This window comes from Streptomyces sp. NPDC058880, assembly GCF_042742535.1.
In the GTDB taxonomy this organism is placed as follows: Bacteria; Actinomycetota; Actinomycetes; order Streptomycetales; family Streptomycetaceae; genus Streptomyces.
In genome coordinates, this window is sequence record NZ_JBHYMC010000061.1 from 1 (window position 1) to 17,731 (window position 17,731).

General features: G+C 71.2%; 15 protein-coding genes. 14 read left to right on the forward strand and 1 reads right to left on the reverse strand.

Translation table 11 applies throughout. The annotated features are described in order from the left end of the window. Positions 1 to 60: 60 nt before the first annotated feature. Positions 61 to 561 carry a transcriptional regulator BldD gene (bldD, locus tag ACFW2G_RS26790; RefSeq protein WP_030841550.1) on the reverse strand — a complete coding sequence of 167 codons (501 nt, stop codon included), beginning with the start codon at positions 559 to 561 and terminating at the stop codon, positions 61 to 63. Positions 562 to 848: 287 nt separating this feature from the next. On the opposite strand from bldD, the gene pyrR reads away from it, so the two are divergent. From pyrR to ACFW2G_RS26860, 14 genes are all read left to right on the forward strand, one after another. Then, complete coding sequence (gene pyrR / locus ACFW2G_RS26795; RefSeq protein WP_037926123.1) at positions 849 to 1,424, forward strand: bifunctional pyr operon transcriptional regulator/uracil phosphoribosyltransferase PyrR; 576 nt, start codon at positions 849 to 851, stop codon at positions 1,422 to 1,424. A 129-nt stretch (positions 1,425 to 1,553) separates the two neighbouring features. After that, positions 1,554 to 2,549: an aspartate carbamoyltransferase catalytic subunit gene (locus ACFW2G_RS26800; protein WP_037926124.1), complete on the forward strand. Its 996-nt coding sequence runs from the start codon at positions 1,554 to 1,556 to the stop codon at positions 2,547 to 2,549. 2 nt (positions 2,550 to 2,551) lie between these two features. Beyond that, positions 2,552 to 3,838, forward strand: coding sequence for a dihydroorotase (locus tag ACFW2G_RS26805; RefSeq protein WP_037926126.1), 1,287 nt, complete (start codon positions 2,552 to 2,554; stop codon positions 3,836 to 3,838). Beyond that, positions 3,835 to 4,416 (forward strand): hypothetical protein, encoded by a 582-nt coding sequence (locus tag ACFW2G_RS26810; RefSeq protein WP_037926128.1) that lies wholly within the window; start codon positions 3,835 to 3,837, stop codon positions 4,414 to 4,416. Before ACFW2G_RS26805 ends, ACFW2G_RS26810 begins: the two co-directional genes overlap by 4 nt. Continuing rightward, complete coding sequence (gene carA / locus ACFW2G_RS26815) at positions 4,413 to 5,561, forward strand: glutamine-hydrolyzing carbamoyl-phosphate synthase small subunit (protein WP_037926129.1); 1,149 nt, start codon at positions 4,413 to 4,415, stop codon at positions 5,559 to 5,561. The genes ACFW2G_RS26810 and carA overlap by 4 nt, the downstream gene beginning before the upstream one ends. Further along, positions 5,554 to 8,862: a carbamoyl-phosphate synthase large subunit gene (gene carB / locus ACFW2G_RS26820; protein WP_037926132.1), complete on the forward strand. Its 3,309-nt coding sequence runs from the start codon at positions 5,554 to 5,556 to the stop codon at positions 8,860 to 8,862. The genes carA and carB overlap by 8 nt, the downstream gene beginning before the upstream one ends. Positions 8,863 to 8,951: 89 nt before the next feature. Beyond that, on the forward strand, positions 8,952 to 10,061 hold the full coding sequence (locus tag ACFW2G_RS26825) for a quinone-dependent dihydroorotate dehydrogenase (RefSeq protein WP_037926135.1): 1,110 nt from the start codon (positions 8,952 to 8,954) through the stop codon (positions 10,059 to 10,061). Continuing rightward, a complete protein-coding gene (pyrF, locus tag ACFW2G_RS26830; RefSeq protein WP_037926138.1) occupies positions 10,058 to 10,897 on the forward strand; it encodes an orotidine-5'-phosphate decarboxylase in 840 nt (279 codons plus the stop codon). Before ACFW2G_RS26825 ends, pyrF begins: the two co-directional genes overlap by 4 nt. A gap of 346 nt (positions 10,898 to 11,243) precedes the next feature. Then, the gene (locus tag ACFW2G_RS26835) at positions 11,244 to 11,567 is read left to right on the forward strand and encodes an integration host factor (protein WP_037926146.1); all 324 of its coding nucleotides are present in this window, start codon (positions 11,244 to 11,246) and stop codon (positions 11,565 to 11,567) included. Between the two features lie 61 nt (positions 11,568 to 11,628). Then, the gene (gene gmk, locus ACFW2G_RS26840) at positions 11,629 to 12,192 is read left to right on the forward strand and encodes a guanylate kinase (protein WP_078556873.1); all 564 of its coding nucleotides are present in this window, start codon (positions 11,629 to 11,631) and stop codon (positions 12,190 to 12,192) included. Between the two features lie 74 nt (positions 12,193 to 12,266). Then, positions 12,267 to 12,539: a DNA-directed RNA polymerase subunit omega gene (rpoZ, locus tag ACFW2G_RS26845; RefSeq protein WP_004948662.1), complete on the forward strand. Its 273-nt coding sequence runs from the start codon at positions 12,267 to 12,269 to the stop codon at positions 12,537 to 12,539. A 130-nt stretch (positions 12,540 to 12,669) separates the two neighbouring features. Further along, a complete protein-coding gene (gene coaBC, locus ACFW2G_RS26850) occupies positions 12,670 to 13,884 on the forward strand; it encodes a bifunctional phosphopantothenoylcysteine decarboxylase/phosphopantothenate--cysteine ligase CoaBC (RefSeq protein ID WP_384453652.1) in 1,215 nt (404 codons plus the stop codon). Positions 13,885 to 14,081: 197 nt separating this feature from the next. Further along, positions 14,082 to 15,290: a methionine adenosyltransferase gene (gene metK, locus ACFW2G_RS26855; protein ID WP_037926156.1), complete on the forward strand. Its 1,209-nt coding sequence runs from the start codon at positions 14,082 to 14,084 to the stop codon at positions 15,288 to 15,290. Positions 15,291 to 15,454: 164 nt separating this feature from the next. Next, on the forward strand, positions 15,455 to 17,554 hold the full coding sequence (locus tag ACFW2G_RS26860) for a primosomal protein N' (RefSeq protein WP_384453656.1): 2,100 nt from the start codon (positions 15,455 to 15,457) through the stop codon (positions 17,552 to 17,554). Positions 17,555 to 17,731: the final 177 nt, after the last annotated feature.

Consider the following 17,731-nt stretch of genomic DNA (forward strand, 5'->3'; position numbering starts at 1 on the left):
GGACCCCTGTGGGGGTCCGGCGGCCACCGGTAACGTTTCTGCTGGTGGGGGGCTTGAGGATCAGGCGTCCTCGTGCGCCACCGCGCGACGGGCGTCCGCGTCCAGCACGCCCCAGCTGATCAGCTGCTCGGTCAGGACCGAGGGCGACTGGTCGTAGATGACGGCCAGGGTGCGCAGGTCGTCCTGGCGGATCGACAGCACCTTGCCGTTGTAGTCGCCGCGCTGGCTCTGGATCGTCGCCGCGTAACGCTGCAGCGGACCGGCCTTCTCGGCGGGGACGCCCGCCAGGCGCTCCAGGTCGAGGCGCAGCTTCGGCGGCGGCTCGGCCGCTCCGCCGGGAGTCGTGCCCGGCAGCAGTTCCTGCACCGGCACCCCGTAGAAGTCCGCCAGCTCGGCAAGGCGCTGGACGGTCACGGCGCGGTCCCCGCGCTCGTACGACCCGACCACCACGGCCTTCCACCGGCCCTGCGACTTCTCCTCGACACCGTGGAGGGAAAGGCCCTGCTGGGTGCGGATGGCGCGGAGCTTGGCCCCGAGCTGTTTGGCGTATTCGCTGGACATAACGCTCCCGGACGCTGTGACGCTGTGACTGCATGGACACTGCGACTACGTAACTACGTGCGGCTCCGCCGCGCGGCTGGTAACTCACTGTGAGGTTACGCAGCGTTACTTGGATGCGTCAAGCCGAATGGTCCCCGTCCCCCCGCCGGGGCGGCGCCGACAGCCCCGTGCGCGCCCCCGCGCCACCCCCGGGTGCCGACCCGCCACCGCCTCCCTGGTACCGTGTGAGACGTACATCAGACGTCCTTTAAGGTCCGTCCCGTGAGGCGGAGAAGGAGGTCCTTTTCATGGACGCCCAGCAGAACTCCGATTCCGCGCGCCCCGTACTGGAGGCGCAGGACATCGCCCGGGTCCTGACCCGCATCGCCCACGAGATCGTCGAACGCGCCAAGGGCGCCGACGACGTGGTGCTCCTCGGCATCCCCACCCGCGGCGTGCACCTGGCCCGCCGTCTGGCCGCCAAGCTCGAAGAGATCACCGGCACGAAGATCCCGGTCGGTTCCCTCGACATCACCATGTACCGCGACGACCTGCGGATGAAGCCCGCCCGTGCGATCGGTCGCACCGAGATCCCCGGCGACGACCTCGACGGCCGCCTCGTCGTCCTCGTCGACGACGTCCTCTTCTCCGGCCGCACCATCCGCGCCGCGCTCGACGCCCTCGGCGACCTCGGCCGCCCCCGCGCCGTGCAGCTCGCCGTCCTCGTCGACCGCGGCCACCGCGAACTGCCGATCCGTGCCGACTACGTCGGCAAGAACCTCCCCACGTCGCTGCGGGAGACCGTCAAGGTCCAGCTCCAGGAGGAGGACGGCCGTGACGCCGTGCTGCTCGGCCAGCGGACCGCCCGGGCGGCGGGACAGTAGCCCACCTCGACGACGGACCCCTGCGGGGTCCGCGCCGGGCCCCGCCCTGCCCGCTCGCACCCCTGCACGTCAGTCCGCTGCACGTCAGTCCGCCTGCACCACGCCCTCCCGACCTACGGAGCCATCCAGATGAAGCGCCACCTCATCTCGGCCGCCGATCTCACGCGCGACGACGCCGTCCTGATCCTCGACACCGCCGAGGAGATGGCCCGTGTCGCGGACCGGCCGATCAAGAAGCTGCCCACGCTGCGCGGCCTCACCGTCGTCAACCTCTTCTTCGAGGACTCCACCCGCACCCGGATCTCCTTCGAGGCGGCCGCCAAGCGGCTCTCCGCCGACGTCATCAACTTCTCCGCCAAGGGCTCCTCGGTTTCCAAGGGCGAATCCCTCAAGGACACCGCGCTCACCCTGGAGGCGATGGGCGCCGACGCCGTCGTCATCCGCCACCACGCCTCCGGCGCCCCCTACCGGCTCGCGACCTCCGGCTGGATCGACTCCGCCGTCGTCAACGCCGGCGACGGCACCCATGAACACCCCACCCAGGCCCTGCTGGACGCCTTCACCATGCGCAGGCGCCTCGTCGGCCGCGACGCCGGCCTCGGCAAGGACCTCTCCGGCCGCCGCATCACCATCGTCGGAGACGTCCTGCACAGCCGCGTGGCGCGCTCCAACGTCCACCTGCTGCACACCCTCGGCGCCGAGGTCACCCTGGTGGCCCCGCCCACGCTGGTCCCGATCGGTGTCGAGACCTGGCCGTGCGAGGTCTCGTACAGCCTCGACGACGTGCTGCCGAAGTCCGATGCGGTGATGATGCTGCGTGTGCAGCGCGAACGCATGAACGCCGCCTTCTTCCCGACCGAGCGCGAGTACTCCCGCCGGTACGGCCTGGACGGCGACCGCATGGCCAAGATGCCCGAGCACGCCATCGTGATGCACCCCGGCCCGATGAACCGCGGCATGGAGATCACCGCCCAGGTCGCCGACTCCGAGCGCTGCACGGCCGTCGAACAGGTCGCCAACGGCGTCTCCACCCGCATGGCCGTCCTCTACCTGCTGCTCGGCGGCTCCGAGCCGGCCGTCACGACCACCCCCGCCGCCCCCGCCCGTACCGAGGAGAGCAAGTAACCATGAGCAAGATCCTTATCCGTGGCGCGAAGGTACTCGGCGGCGAGGCGCAGGACGTCCTGATCGACGGCGAAACCATCGCCGAGGTCGGCCGGAACCTCTCCGCCGAGGGCGCGACCGTCATCGAGGCCGAGGGCCAGATCCTCCTCCCCGGTCTCGTCGACCTGCACACCCACCTGCGCGAGCCCGGCCGCGAGGACTCCGAGACCGTCCTGACCGGCACCCGTGCCGCCGCCTCCGGCGGCTACACCGCCGTCTTCGCCATGGCGAACACCTTCCCCGTCGCCGACACCGCCGGCGTCGTCGAGCAGGTCTGGCGCCTGGGCAAGGAGTCCGGCTACTGCGACGTGCAGCCCATCGGCGCCGTCACCGTCGGCCTGGAGGGCAAGCAGCTCTCCGAGCTGGGTGCCATGCACGAGTCCGCCGCCCGCGTGACCGTCTTCTCCGACGACGGCAAGTGCGTCGACGACGCCGTGATCATGCGGCGCGCGCTGGAGTACGTGAAGGCCTTCGGCGGCGTCGTCGCCCAGCACGCCCAGGAACCCCGCCTCACCGAGGGCGCCCAGATGAACGAGGGCGTCGTCTCCGCCGAGCTCGGCCTCGGCGGCTGGCCCGCCGTCGCCGAGGAGTCGATCATCGCCCGCGACGTGCTCCTCGCCGAGCACGTCGGCTCCCGCGTGCACATCTGCCACCTCTCCACCGCAGGCTCCGTCGAGATCGTCCGCTGGGCCAAGTCCCGCGGCATCGACGTCACCGCCGAGGTCACCCCGCACCATCTGCTCCTCACCGACGAGCTCGTCCGCTCCTACAACGCGGTCTACAAGGTCAACCCGCCGCTGCGCACCGAGCGCGACGTCATGGCTTTGCGCGAGGCCCTCGCCGACGGCACGATCGACATCGTCGCCACCGACCACGCCCCGCACCCGCACGAGGACAAGGACTGCGAGTGGGCCGCCGCCGCCATGGGCATGGTGGGCCTGGAGACCGCGCTGTCCGTCGTCCAGCAGACGATGGTGGAGACCGGTCTGATCGACTGGGCCGGCGTCGCCGAGCGCATGAGCTTCGCCCCGGCCCGCATCGGCGGCCTGGACCACCACGGCCGTCCCGTCTCGGCTGGTGAACCCGCGAACCTGACCTTGGTCGATACCTCGTACCGTGGTGTCGTGGACCCCGCACACTTCGCCTCCCGCAGCCGCAACACGCCCTACGAGGGCCGTGAGCTGCCGGGGCGCGTCACCTACACCTTCCTGCGGGGCCGGGCAACGGTCGTGGACGGGAAACTGGCGTGACACCTGCAGTGATCCAACTGGCCGCCGAGGCCGCCGAACGACAGTCGGCGGAGGTGACCGATCTGGGCGCCCGCATCGCATGGGTGATCGGCCTGGTCGTCTTCATCGCGTTCGTGTACTGGCTGATGCGCCAGGGCTGGAAATGGCGAGGAGCCCTGCAGAACGATCTGCCGGAGCTCCCCGCTGCCCCGGACGGCCTTCCCGAGCACCGGCTGGCGCTCACCGGCCGGTACCACGGCTCCACCACCGCCGGGCAGTGGCTCGACCGGATCGTCGCCCACGGCCTGGGCGTCCGCAGCCGGGTCGAGCTCACCCTCACCGACGCGGGCCTCGACGTGGTCCGACCGGGTGCAGGCGACTTCTTCGTACCGGCCGCGCAGCTGCGCGGCGCCCGCCTCGACAAGGGAATCGCGGGCAAGGTACTCACCGAGGGCGGTCTGCTCGTCGTCACCTGGGCGCACGGCGACAAGCTGATCGACTCCGGATTCCGCTCCGACCGCGCGGCCGAACACGCCGCATGGGTCGAAGCGATCAACCTCATGAACACATCCATCACGACGGAAGGCGCCGAACGATGACGACCTCCACCAGGGGAGCAGCCAAAGCTCCCGCCGTACTCGTCCTGGAGGACGGCCGCATCTTCCGCGGCCGTGCCTACGGCGCAGTGGGGGAGACCTTCGGCGAGGCCGTGTTCTCCACCGGCATGACCGGCTACCAGGAGACCCTCACCGACCCGTCGTACCACCGGCAGGTCGTCGTGATGACCGCCCCCCACGTGGGCAACACCGGCGTCAACGACGAGGACCCCGAGTCCTCCCGCATCTGGGTCTCCGGCTACGTCGTGCGCGACCCCGCCCGCATCCCCTCCAACTGGCGCTCCCGGCGAACCCTGGACGAGGAGCTCGTCCGGCAGGGGGTCGTCGGCATCTCCGGCGTCGACACCCGCGCCCTGACCCGTCACCTGCGCGAGCGCGGTGCGATGCGCGTCGGCATCTTCTCCGGTGAGGCCTGGGTCGGCATCCGTGACGAGGCCCTGCTGGCCAAGGTCCGCTCCCAGCCCGAGATGAAGGGCGCGAACCTCTCCGCCGAGGTCGCCACCAAGGAGACCTACGTCGTCCCCGCGATCGGGGAGAAGCGCTTCACCGTCGCGGCCGTCGACCTGGGCATCAAGGGCATGACCCCGCACCGCATGGCCGAGCGCGGCATCGAGGTGCACGTGCTGCCCGCCACCGCCACCGTCGAGGACGTCTACGCGGTCGCCCCCGACGGCGTGTTCTTCTCCAACGGCCCGGGCGACCCGGCCACCGCCGACGGCCCCGTCGCCGTCATGCGGGGCGTCCTGGAGCGCAAGACCCCGCTCTTCGGCATCTGCTTCGGCAACCAGATCCTCGGCCGTGCCCTCGGCTTCGGCACCTACAAGCTGAAGTACGGCCACCGGGGCATCAACCAGCCCGTCCAGGACCGCACCACGGGCAAGGTCGAGGTCACCGCCCACAACCACGGATTCGCCGTCGACGCGCCCCTGGACAAGGTCTCCGAGACCCCCTACGGCCGCGCCGAGGTCTCCCACGTCTGCCTGAACGACCAGGTCGTCGAAGGCCTCCAGCTGCTCGACCAGCCGGCCTTCTCCGTCCAGTACCACCCCGAAGCGGCCGCGGGCCCGCACGACGCCGCGTACCTCTTCGACCGCTTCGTATCCCTGATGGAGGCCGAGCGTGCCTAAGCGCACCGATATCCAGTCCGTCCTGGTCATCGGCTCCGGCCCGATCGTGATCGGTCAGGCCGCAGAGTTCGACTACTCCGGCACCCAGGCCTGCCGCGTCCTCAAGGCCGAGGGCCTGCGCGTCATCCTGGTCAACTCGAACCCCGCGACGATCATGACCGACCCGGAGATCGCCGACGCCACGTACGTCGAGCCGATCACCCCCGAGTTCGTCGAGAAGATCATCGCGAAGGAGCGCCCCGACGCGCTGCTTCCCACCCTCGGCGGCCAGACCGCACTGAACACCGCCATCTCCATGCACGAGCAGGGGGTGCTGGAGAAGTACGGCGTCGAGCTCATCGGCGCCAACGTCGAGGCCATCAACAAGGGCGAGGACCGCGACCTCTTCAAGGGCGTCGTCGAGGCCGTCAAGGCCAAGATCGGCTACGGCGAATCCGCCCGCTCGGTCATCTGCCACTCGATGGACGACGTCCTCAAGGGCGTCGAGACCCTCGGCGGCTACCCCGTCGTCGTCCGTCCCTCCTTCACCATGGGCGGCGCAGGCTCCGGCTTCGCCCACGACGAGGACGAACTGCGCCGCATCGCCGGCCAGGGCCTCACGCTCTCCCCGACCACCGAGGTGCTCCTGGAGGAGTCCATCCTCGGCTGGAAGGAGTACGAGCTGGAGCTGATGCGCGATCGCCACGACAACGTGGTCGTCGTCTGCTCCATCGAGAACTTCGACCCGATGGGCGTCCACACCGGTGACTCGATCACCGTCGCCCCGGCCATGACGCTCACCGACCGCGAGTACCAGCGGCTGCGCGACATCGGCATCGCGATCATCCGCGAGGTCGGCGTCGACACCGGCGGCTGCAACATCCAGTTCGCGATCGACCCGGTCGACGGCCGCGTCATCGTCATCGAGATGAACCCGCGCGTCTCGCGCTCCTCGGCGCTCGCGTCGAAGGCCACCGGCTTCCCGATCGCCAAGATCGCCGCCAAGCTGGCCATCGGCTACACGCTCGACGAGGTCCCCAACGACATCACCGAGAAGACCCCGGCCTCCTTCGAGCCGACCCTCGACTACGTCGTCGTCAAGGCCCCGCGCTTCGCCTTCGAGAAGTTCCCGCTCGCCGACGCCACCCTCACCACGACCATGAAGTCGGTCGGCGAGGCCATGGCCATCGGCCGCAACTTCACCGAGGCCCTCCAGAAGGCCCTGCGCTCGCTGGAGAAGAAGGGCTCGCAGTTCACCTTCGTCGGCGACCCCGGTGACAAGGACGAGCTCCTGGCCACCGCCGTCCGCCCCACCGACGGCCGCATCAACACCGTCATGCAGGCCATCCGCGCCGGCGCCACCCAGGAGGAGGTCTTCGATTCCACGAAGATCGACCCCTGGTTCGTGGACCAGCTCTTCCTGATCAAGGAGATCGCCGACGAGCTCGCCGGTGCCGAGAAGCTCGAACCCGGGCTGCTCGCCGAGGCCAAGCGTCACGGTTTCTCCGACGCCCAGATCGCCGAGATCCGCGGCCTGCGCGAGGACGTCGTCCGCGAGGTTCGCCACGCCCTCGGCGTCCGCCCGGTCTACAAGACGGTCGACACCTGCGCCGCCGAGTTCGCCGCGAAGACCCCGTACTTCTACTCCTCGTACGACGAGGAGTCCGAGGTCGCCCCGCGCACCAAGCCCGCGGTCATCATCCTGGGCTCCGGGCCCAACCGCATCGGCCAGGGCATCGAGTTCGACTACTCCTGCGTCCACGCCTCCTTCGCCCTCAGCGACGCCGGCTACGAGACCGTGATGGTCAACTGCAACCCGGAGACCGTCTCCACCGACTACGACACCTCCGACCGCCTGTACTTCGAGCCGCTGACGCTTGAGGACGTGCTGGAGATCGTCCACGCCGAGTCCCTGGCAGGCCCCATCGCCGGCGTCGTCGTCCAGCTCGGCGGCCAGACGCCGCTGGGCCTCGCCCAGGCCCTCAAGGACAACGGCGTCCCCGTGGTCGGCACCTCGCCGGAGGCCATCCACGCGGCCGAGGACCGCGGCGCCTTCGGCCAGGTCCTCGCGGAGGCGGGCCTGCCCGCTCCCAAGCACGGCACCGCCACCACCTTCGCCGGTGCGAAGGCGATCGCCGACGAGATCGGCTACCCGGTCCTCGTCCGGCCGTCGTACGTCCTCGGCGGCCGCGGCATGGAGATCGTCTACGACGAGGCGCGCCTGGAGTCGTACATCGCGGAGTCCACCGAGATCTCCCCGACCCGCCCGGTGCTGGTCGACCGCTTCCTCGACGACGCCATCGAGATCGACGTGGATGCCCTCTACGACGGTCAGGAGCTCTACCTCGGCGGCGTCATGGAGCACATCGAGGAAGCCGGCATCCACTCCGGCGACTCGGCCTGCGCCCTGCCCCCGATCACCCTCGGCGGCTACGACATCAAGCGGCTGCGCGCCTCCACCGAGGGCATCGCCAAGGGCGTCGGCGTCCGCGGCCTGATCAACATCCAGTTCGCGATGGCGGGCGACATCCTCTACGTCCTGGAGGCCAACCCGCGTGCCTCCCGGACCGTGCCCTTCACCTCGAAGGCCACCGCCGTCCCGCTGGCGAAGGCCGCCGCCCGCATCTCGCTCGGCGCCACCATCGCCGAGCTGCGCGAGGAGGGCCTGCTTCCGAAGACCGGTGACGGCGGCACCCTGCCGATCGACGCGCCGATCTCCGTCAAGGAAGCCGTCATGCCGTGGTCGCGCTTCCGCGACATCCACGGCCGCGGCGTGGACACCGTCCTCGGCCCGGAGATGCGCTCCACCGGCGAGGTCATGGGCATCGATGCCGTCTTCGGCACCGCCTACGCGAAGTCGCAGGCCGGCGCCTACGGCCCGCTGCCCACCAAGGGCCGCGCGTTCATCTCCGTCGCCAACCGCGACAAGCGCTCGATGATCTTCCCGGCCCGCGAGCTCGTCGCCCATGGCTTCGAGCTGATGGCCACCTCCGGCACCGCCGAGGTCCTGCGCCGCAACGGCATCAACGCCACCGTCGTGCGCAAGCTCAGCGAGGGCGAAGGCCCCGGCGGCGAGAAGACGATCGTCCAGCTCATCCACGACGGCCAGGTCGACCTGATCGTCAACACCCCGTACGGCACCGGCGGCCGCCTCGACGGCTACGAGATCCGCACGGCGGCCGTGGCCCGCGGCGTCCCGTGCCTGACCACGGTCCAGGCGCTCGCCGCGGCCGTGCAGGGCATCGACGCGCTCAACCGCGGCGACGTGGGCGTCCGCTCCCTCCAGGAGCACGCGGAGCACCTGACCGCGGCCCGCGACTGAACACCCGTACAGCCCGGAAAGGGGGAGGGGGACACCGGTTTCACGACGGGTGTCCCCCTCTTCACGAGCGCAGAGGGATCCTCTCGACGATGTACAAGATCTTCTTCAACCTGGTCTTCAAGCGCATGGACCCGGAAGCCGCCCACCACATGGCCTTCCGCTGGATCCGCCTCACAGCCCGCATCCCGGTGCTGCGCACCTTCGTGGCGGCCACCCTGGCCCCGCGGTACGCGGAACTGCGCACCGAGGCGCTCGGCCTGCGCATGCACGGCCCCTTCGGCCTCGCGGCCGGCTTCGACAAGAACGCCGTCGCCATCGACGGGATGTCGATGCTGGGCTTCGACCACATCGAGGTCGGCACGGTGACCGCCGAGCCGCAGCCCGGCAACCCCAGGAAGCGGCTTTTCCGGCTCGTGCCGGACCGTGCGCTGATCAACCGGATGGGCTTCAACAACGAGGGCTCGGCAGCCGTCGCCGACCGTCTGGCGGCCCGTGAGGCCGTCTTCAGGACGGTCGTGGGCGTCAACATCGGCAAGACCAAGGTCGTGCCCGAGGAGGAGGCCGTGGGCGACTACGTCACCTCCACCGAGCGCCTCGCCCGCCACGCCGACTACCTCGTCGTGAACGTCTCCTCGCCCAACACCCCCGGCCTGCGCAACCTCCAGGCCACCGAGTCGCTGCGCCCGCTGCTGACGGCCGTGCGCGAGGCCGCGGACCGCACCGTGACCGACCGCCGGGTCCCCCTGCTGGTCAAGATCGCACCCGACCTGGCGGACGAGGACGTCGACGCCGTCGCCGACCTGGCCCTGGAGCTCGGCCTCGACGGCATCATCGCCACGAACACCACCATCGCGCGGGAGGGCCTCGGCCTGAAGTCCGCCCCCTCCTTGGTCAAGGAGACCGGCGGGCTCTCCGGCGCACCCGTCAAGGAGCGCTCCCTGGAGGTGCTGCGCCGCCTGTACGCCCGCGTGGGCGACCGGCTGGTGCTGGTGGGGGTCGGCGGCATCGAGAACGCCGAGGACGCCTGGCAGCGCATCCTGGCCGGCGCCACGCTGATCCAGGGCTACAGCGCCTTCATCTACGAGGGCCCGCTCTACGCCCGTGCCATCCACAAGGGCCTGGCCGCCCGCCTGGCCGCCAGCCCGTACGCGACGCTCGCCGACGCGGTGGGCGCCGAGACCCGAAAGGCCGCACCGTGACCCTGCCCCCCTTCGGCACCCGCCTCCGCGCTGCGATGGACTCCCGCGGCCCGCTGTGCGTGGGCATCGACCCGCACGCCGCCCTGCTGGCCCAGTGGGGCCTCCAGGACGACATCGCGGGCCTGGAGCGCTTCTCCCGCACGGTGGTGGAGGCGCTCGCGGAGTCCGTGGCCGTCTTCAAGCCGCAGGCCGCCTTCTTCGAGCGGTTCGGCTCCCGGGGCGTCGCCGTCCTGGAGCGGACCGTCGCGGACGCCCGGGCGGCCGGGACCCTGGTCGTCATGGACGCCAAGCGCGGTGACATCGGCTCGACCATGGCCGCGTACGCCTCCGCCTTCCTGGACCCGGCCTCGCCGCTGTTCTCGGATGCCCTGACGGTGTCCCCGTACCTGGGCTACGGATCCCTGGCACCTGCGGTGGAGCTGGCGCGCGCGTCGGGGGCGGGCCTGTTCGTCCTGGCCTTGACGTCCAACCCGGAGGGCGCAGAGGTCCAGCGCGCGGTCCGCGAGGACGGCCGGAGCATCGGGGCCACGATGCTGGCGCACCTGGCGGCGGAGAACGCGGACGCCGCCCCGATGGGATCCTTCGGCGCGGTGGTCGGCGCCACCCTCGGCGACCTGTCCTCCTTCGACCTGGAGATCAACGGGCCGTTGCTGGCCCCCGGCATCGGTGCGCAGGGCGCGACCGCGGCGGACCTGCCGACCGTCTTCGGCAAGGCCGTGCGCAACGTGGTCCCGAACGTCTCGCGCGGCGTCCTGGGGCACGGACCGGACGCCGCGGCGCTGCGCGACGCGGCCCGCCGCTTCTCCGACGAGATCCGCGAGGCCGTTTCCGCGTGAGGTGTGCCGGAAGAACTCCTGCGTGACCCCTGTGGGCGCCGGTGGGCCCACCGAAGGACCCCGCTCCGCATCCGGCCGGAGCGGGGTCTCGCACTTTCTGACGAAATTCGAACGCCCTTCACCGGACAAAACGGGGGTATTTTGTCCGTGATGTACGGTTCAGTGGAGGCTGACCAGGACTTTTCGTTCGTTCTCGCTGACTGGAGCGGTGTTGCCCGCTAGTCTCCGAGCAGAGTGAACGCGCAGCGAACGAGTTCCATCGCTGTTCGGGAGCTCGTCAGGTGTGGTGCCCTCGGGTTCCCCACCGGTCCGTATCCGACAGTTCGACATCCGAGGTGACGTAGGCGTGGCTCTTCCGCCCCTTACCCCTGAACAGCGCGCAGCCGCGCTCGAAAAGGCCGCCGCGGCTCGCCGGGAGCGGGCCGAGGTGAAGAATCGACTCAAGCACTCCGGCGCCTCGCTCCAAGAGGTCATCAAGACGGGCCAGGAGAACGACGTCATCGGCAAGATGAAGGTCTCCGCCCTGCTGGAGTCCCTGCCTGGCGTGGGCAAGGTGCGCGCCAAGCAGATCATGGAGCGTCTCGGCATCTCCGAATCCCGGCGTGTCCGGGGTCTCGGTTCCAACCAGATCGCCTCTCTGGAGCGCGAGTTCGGCAGCACCAGCGCCTGACGCGACGGCTGAAGTTCTCCCGGCGTTCTCAGGCAGTCCTGGGAACCTGGATAATCGCTCTATGGCAGCAGAGGTTCGTCCGCGGCTGACCGTGCTCTCCGGCCCTTCAGGGGTCGGCAAGAGCACGGTCGTCGCGCATATGCGCAAGGTTCACCCCGAGGTATGGCTCTCGGTGTCGGCCACCACCCGCAAGCCGCGGCCCGGTGAGCGACACGGAGTCCAGTACTTCTTCGTCAATGACGACGAGTTCGACAAGCTGATCGCCAACGGCGAGCTGCTGGAGTGGGCCGAGTTCGCGGGCAACCGCTACGGCACACCGCGCGGCGCGGTTCTGGAGCGCCTGGAGAACGGCGAGCCGGTACTGCTGGAGATCGACCTCCAGGGCGCACGGCTCGTCCGCGAGTCCATGCCCGAGGCTCAGCTGGTCTTCCTGGCTCCGCCGAGCTGGGAGGAGCTGGTCCGCCGGCTCACCGGCCGGGGCACCGAATCGGCCGAGGTGATCGAGCGCCGGCTCGCCGCGGCCAAGGTCGAACTCGCTGCCGAGTCGGAGTTCGACGTCACCCTGGTCAACACCTCCGTCGAGGACGTGGCCCGTGAGCTGCTAGCCTTGATGGAAGTTGTCTGAATCGCCGGTTGATCTCCACGACATCGACAGGCCGCAGGCGGCCCCATCTTTCATCCATCTTCGGAAGGTAGAGCGTGTCCTCTTCCATCACTGCGCCCGAGGGCATCATCAACCCGCCGATCGACGAGCTGCTCGAGGCCACTGACTCGAAGTACAGCCTCGTGATCTACGCGGCCAAGCGCGCGCGTCAGATCAACGCGTACTACTCGCAGCTCGGTGAGGGCCTGCTCGAGTACGTCGGCCCGCTGGTGGACACCCACGTCCACGAGAAGCCGCTTTCGATCGCGCTGCGCGAGATCAACGCGGGTCTGCTGACCTCCGAGGCCATCGAGGCCCCGGCCCAGTAAGGCACCGAGGGATTCCTTCACCACAGGCCCGGCAGAACATCTGCCGGGCCTGTGGTGTGTCATGGATGGGTACGACGATCAGAGCCGAACGCGGCGGACGAGTCGAAAGTGTCAAAAGGGGTGTGCGCAGATGGGTAAGCCGAAGGTCGTGCTGGGCGTGAGCGGCGGGATCGCCGCCTACAAGGCCTGCGAGCTGCTGCGCCGGCTGACCGAGTCCGGGCACGACGTGCGGGTGGTGCCCACGGCGGCCTCCCTGAACTTCGTCGGCGAGGCCACCTGGGCCGCCCTCTCCGGGAACCCCGCCTCCACCGAAGTGTGGGAGACCGTCCACGAGGTGCCGCACGTGCGCATCGGCCAGGGCGCCGACCTCGTCGTCGTCGCCCCGGCCACCGCCGACACGCTGGCCAGGGCCGCCCACGGGCTCGCCGACGACCTGCTCACGAACACGCTGCTCACCGCCCGCTGTCCGGTCGTCTTCGCCCCCGCGATGCACACCGAGATGTGGGAGCACCCGGCCACCCGGGAGAACGTGGCCACTCTGCGCCGCCGCGGCGCCCTTGTCATCGAGCCCGCCGTGGGCCGGCTCACCGGCAAGGACACCGGCAAGGGGCGGCTGCCCGACCCCGAAGAGATCTTCGAGGTGTGCCGACAGGTCCTGCGCCGCGGCGCGGCCGAGCCGGATCTGGTCGGCCGCCACGTCGTGATCAGCGCGGGCGGCACCCGGGAACCGCTGGACCCGGTGCGCTTCCTCGGGAACCGCTCCTCCGGCAAGCAGGGCTACGCGCTCGCCCGCACGGCCGTCGCCCGCGGGGCGCGGGTCACCCTGGTCGCGGCCAACACCGCGCTGGCCGACCCCGCCGGGGTGGACGTCGTACGCGTGGGGACGGCCGTACAGCTGCGGGAAGCCGTGCTCAAGGCGGCGCCGGACGCCGATGCCGTGGTCATGGCCGCGGCCGTGGCCGACTTCCGGCCCGCCGAGTACGCCGACGGCAAGATCAAGAAGAAGGACGGGGAGGACCCCGCCCCGGTCGCGCTCGTGCGCAACCCGGACGTCCTCGCCGAGATCTCGGCCGACCGGGCCCGTGAGGGCCAGGTGGTGGTGGGCTTCGCCGCCGAGACCGACGACGTCCTCGACAACGGCCGGGCCAAGCTGCGCCGCAAGGGATGTGATCTTCTCGTCGTGAACGAGGTCGGCGCGACCCGAACCTTTGGATCCGAGGAGAACGAGGCGGTCATCCTGGACTCCAGCGGGTCGGAATATCCTGTGCCCTATGGTCCGAAGGAGGCGCTGGCTGAGGCGATTTGGGACCGGGTTACGCAGCGGTTCGCGTCGCGACGCGCCTGAGTCGATTCCCCTTCACTCGGTCACCTCCGTACGCAAGAATGGGAGTGCCGCAGGTCACACGGCTCCCACAAGGCGAGACGGATGGTCCGGGCAACGGTGGCGACCGATAAACTGCATCCGGAACGTGATCGGGCGCAGCCCCCGATGTGGTTCCGCCAAATGATCAGCCAGCAGCCGCTGCAACCCCAGGGAGCGTTGTGTCCCGTCGTCTGTTCACCTCGGAGTCCGTGACCGAGGGCCACCCCGACAAGATCGCTGACCAGATCAGCGACACGATCCTCGACGCACTCCTCACCGAGGATCCGACCTCGCGCGTCGCCGTGGAGACCCTCATCACCACCGGCCTCGTCCACATCGCGGGTGAGGTGACGACGAAGGCCTACGCGCCGATCGCGCAGCTCGTCCGGGACAAGATCCTCGAAATCGGCTACGACTCCTCGAAGAAGGGCTTCGACGGCGCCTCGTGCGGCGTGTCGGTCTCCATCGGCGCGCAGTCCCCGGACATCGCGCAGGGCGTCGACACCGCCTACGAGAAGCGTGTCGAGGGCGATGAGGACGAGCTCGACAAGCAGGGCGCCGGTGACCAGGGCCTGATGTTCGGCTACGCCTGCGACGAGACCCCCGAGCTCATGCCGCTGCCGATCCACATCGCGCACCGGCTCTCGCGCCGCCTGTCCGAGGTCCGCAAGAACGGGACCATCCCGTACCTGCGCCCCGACGGCAAGACCCAGGTCACCATCGAGTACGACGGCGACAAGGCCGTCCGCCTCGACACCGTCGTGGTCTCCTCACAGCACGCCTCCGACATCGACCTCGACTCGCTCCTCGCGCCCGACATCCGCGAGTTCGTCGTCGAGCACGTCCTGGCCCAGCTCGTCGAGGACGGCATCAAGCTGGACACCGAGGGTTACCGCCTGCTCGTGAACCCGACCGGCCGCTTCGAGATCGGCGGCCCGATGGGCGACGCCGGCCTGACCGGCCGCAAGATCATCATCGACACCTACGGCGGCATGGCCCGCCACGGTGGCGGCGCCTTCTCCGGCAAGGACCCGTCCAAGGTCGACCGCTCCGCGGCCTACGCCATGCGCTGGGTCGCCAAGAACGTGGTCGCCGCCGGCCTCGCCTCGCGCTGCGAGGTCCAGGTCGCGTACGCCATCGGCAAGGCCGAGCCCGTCGGTCTCTTCGTCGAGACCTTCGGCACCGCCAAGGTCGAGGTCCAGAAGATCGAGGAGGCGATCGGCGAGGTCTTCGACCTGCGCCCGGCCGCGATCATCCGCGATCTGGACCTGCTGCGCCCGATCTACGCCCAGACCGCCGCCTACGGCCACTTCGGCCGCGAGCTGCCGGACTTCACCTGGGAGCGCACCGACCGCGTCGACGCCCTGCGCGCCGCCGCCGGTCTGTAGGCACCACCGGAAGTACCACGCGCGGGCGGCCCCGGACCCCACGGTCCGGGGCCCTTCCCATGGGCCCGCGGGTCCCACCGGGCCGGCCTGCCCGGCCGGGCCTGCGGCCGTGCGCCCCCGCGGCCGTGTGCCCGGTGTCAGCGCGGTTTGGTAAGAATGCTGATGTGAGCAGCGCGAACGATTCCCCACCGGAGCAGCTCGCGCTGATCCGGGAGATGGTCGCCGAGGCCAAGGCCAAGGCGCCCAAGGCGAAGCCGCGCACCTGGCGGGGGGCCGCCCTGGCCGCAGAACTCCCCGTCGCCCGGGTCCTCGTGAACAAGGGCGTGCTCCACCTCGACCGCACCTTCGACTACGCCGTGCCCGCCGAGCTCTCCGACGCCGCCCAGCCCGGCGTCCGCGTCCGAGTCCGCTTCGGCGCGGGCTCCCACCAGGTGCACGGAGGCCGCCGTGAGGGCGGCGGCCTCATCGACGGTTTCATCGTCGAGCGCCTTGCCGAGTCCGATTACAACGGTGCGCTCGCCGCCCTCGCCCAAGTGGTCTCGCCCGAGGTCGTGCTCGGCCCGCGCATGCTCGCCCTCACCCGGGCCGTCGCCGACCGCTACGCCGGCAGCCTCGCCGACGTCCTCCAGCTCGCCCTGCCCCCACGCAACGCCCGCGCCGAGGCCAAGCCCTCCCCGGAGCCGCTGCCGCCGCCCGCGGCCCCCGGCCCCGGCGGCTGGGAGCGCTACGGTGCCGGTCCCGGCTTCCTGCGCGCCCTCGCCGGCGGCGCCGCACCGCGCGCCGTGTGGACCGCCCTGCCCGGCCCGGGCTGGGCCGACGAACTCGCCCGGGCGATGGCCGCCACCCTCGCCTCCGGCCGTGGTGCCCTCGCCGTGCTCCCCGACGGCCGGACCACCGGCCGGGTCGACGCCGCCCTGACCTCCCTGCTCGGCGAAGGACGGCACGCCCTGCTGACCGCCGAGTCCGGTCCCGAGAAGCGTTACCGCCAGTGGCTCGCCGTCCACCGGGGCTCGGTCCGCGCCGTCATCGGCACCCGGGCCGCCATGTTCGCTCCCGTCCGCGACCTCGGCCTGGTCGCGATCTGGGACGACGGCGACTCCAGCCACAGCGAGGACCGGGCGCCGTTCCCGCACGTGCGCGAGGTCCTCGAACTGCGCGCGGTCAGCGACGGCTGCGCGTTCCTCGCCGGCGGCACCAGTTGCACCGTGGAGGCCGCCCAACTCGTCGAGTCGGGCTGGGCCCGCCCACTCGTGGCGGCCCGCGAGACCGTCCGGGCCGCAGCGCCCCGGATCCGCACCGTCGGCGACGAACTGCTGGCCCGGGACGAGGCGGCCCGCGCGGCGCGGCTCCCCAGCCTGGCGTGGGAGACCGTACGGGAGGGGCTGACGTCCGGTCCCGTCCTCGTCCAGGTGCCCCGCCGGGGGTACGTTCCCCGCCTGGCGTGCGAGCGGTGCCGGACACCCGCCCGGTGCACCGTCTGCGCCGGCCCCCTGGAGGCCCCCGACGCACGGGACCTGACGTGCGGCTGGTGCGGCCGGGGCGAGCCGTCCTGGCACTGCGGGGAATGCGGGTCCTTCCGCCTGCGTGCGCAGGTCGTCGGCGCCCGCCGCACCGCCGAGGAACTGGGGCGGGCCTTCCCGGCCGTGCCCGTGCGCACCTCCGGCCGCGATCACGTCCTGGACGAGGTGCCGGACCGGCCGGCGCTCGTGGTGAGCACCCCCGGCGCCGAGCCGGTCGCGGCGGGCGCCGGATACGCCGCGGCGCTGCTGCTCGACGGCTGGGCCATGCTCACCCGCCCCGACCTGCGGGCCGGGGAGGACGCCCTGCGGCGCTGGATCGCCGCCGCCTCCCTCGTCCGCGCGGACGGCCAGGTCGTGGTGGTCGCCGAGCCGACGCTGCGGCCCGTGCAGGCCCTCGTCCGGTGGGACCCGGTGGGGCACGCCGTACGGGAACTCGCGGAGCGGGCCCAGCTCGGCTTCCCGCCCGTGTCCCGGATGGCCGCGGTCGCAGGTCGGGGCGAAGCGGTGGAGGCATTCCTGGCGGGAGCAGGGCTGCCGCCCGATGCCGAGATCCTCGGCCCGGTGCCGCTGCCCGGACGGCGCGGGGAGCCGTCCCCGGGGGAGCGGGCCCTGGTCAGGGTCCCGCCCGGCAGCGGAGCGGCCCTCGCGGCCGCCCTGAAGTCCGCCCAGGCGGCGCGCCTGGCCCGCGGTGTCCCGGCGGCGGACGCGGTGCGGGTGCGAATCGACCCGTCGGACATCGGCTGACGGCCGCCGCCCGCGGCCGGGGCGGCTTCGCAGGCCGCACGCGGGGCCGAGGGGAGGCATGGCATCCGGGAAGGTCGAGGCCCCGGCGGGGAGCCGCAGGGGCGTCCCCACCGGGGCGGACTCGTGCGCGGCGGCCCGGGGCCGGCCGTCGGGGGTCGGCGTCCCGGCGGCAGGACG

What these genes read in the sequence shown, in the direction of transcription:
- bldD (WP_030841550.1), bottom strand. Translation starts at nt 561, where the DNA reads ATGTCCAGCGAATACGCCAAACAGCTCGGGGCCAAGCTCCGCGCCATC.
- pyrR (WP_037926123.1), top strand. Translation starts at nt 849, where the DNA reads ATGGACGCCCAGCAGAACTCCGATTCCGCGCGCCCCGTACTGGAGGCG.
- ACFW2G_RS26800 (WP_037926124.1), top strand. Translation starts at nt 1,554, where the DNA reads ATGAAGCGCCACCTCATCTCGGCCGCCGATCTCACGCGCGACGACGCC.
- ACFW2G_RS26805 (WP_037926126.1), top strand. Translation starts at nt 2,552, where the DNA reads ATGAGCAAGATCCTTATCCGTGGCGCGAAGGTACTCGGCGGCGAGGCG.
- carA (WP_037926129.1), top strand. Translation starts at nt 4,413, where the DNA reads ATGACGACCTCCACCAGGGGAGCAGCCAAAGCTCCCGCCGTACTCGTC.
- ACFW2G_RS26825 (WP_037926135.1), top strand. Translation starts at nt 8,952, where the DNA reads ATGTACAAGATCTTCTTCAACCTGGTCTTCAAGCGCATGGACCCGGAA.
- gmk (WP_078556873.1), top strand. Translation starts at nt 11,629, where the DNA reads ATGGCAGCAGAGGTTCGTCCGCGGCTGACCGTGCTCTCCGGCCCTTCA.
- coaBC (WP_384453652.1), top strand. Translation starts at nt 12,670, where the DNA reads ATGGGTAAGCCGAAGGTCGTGCTGGGCGTGAGCGGCGGGATCGCCGCC.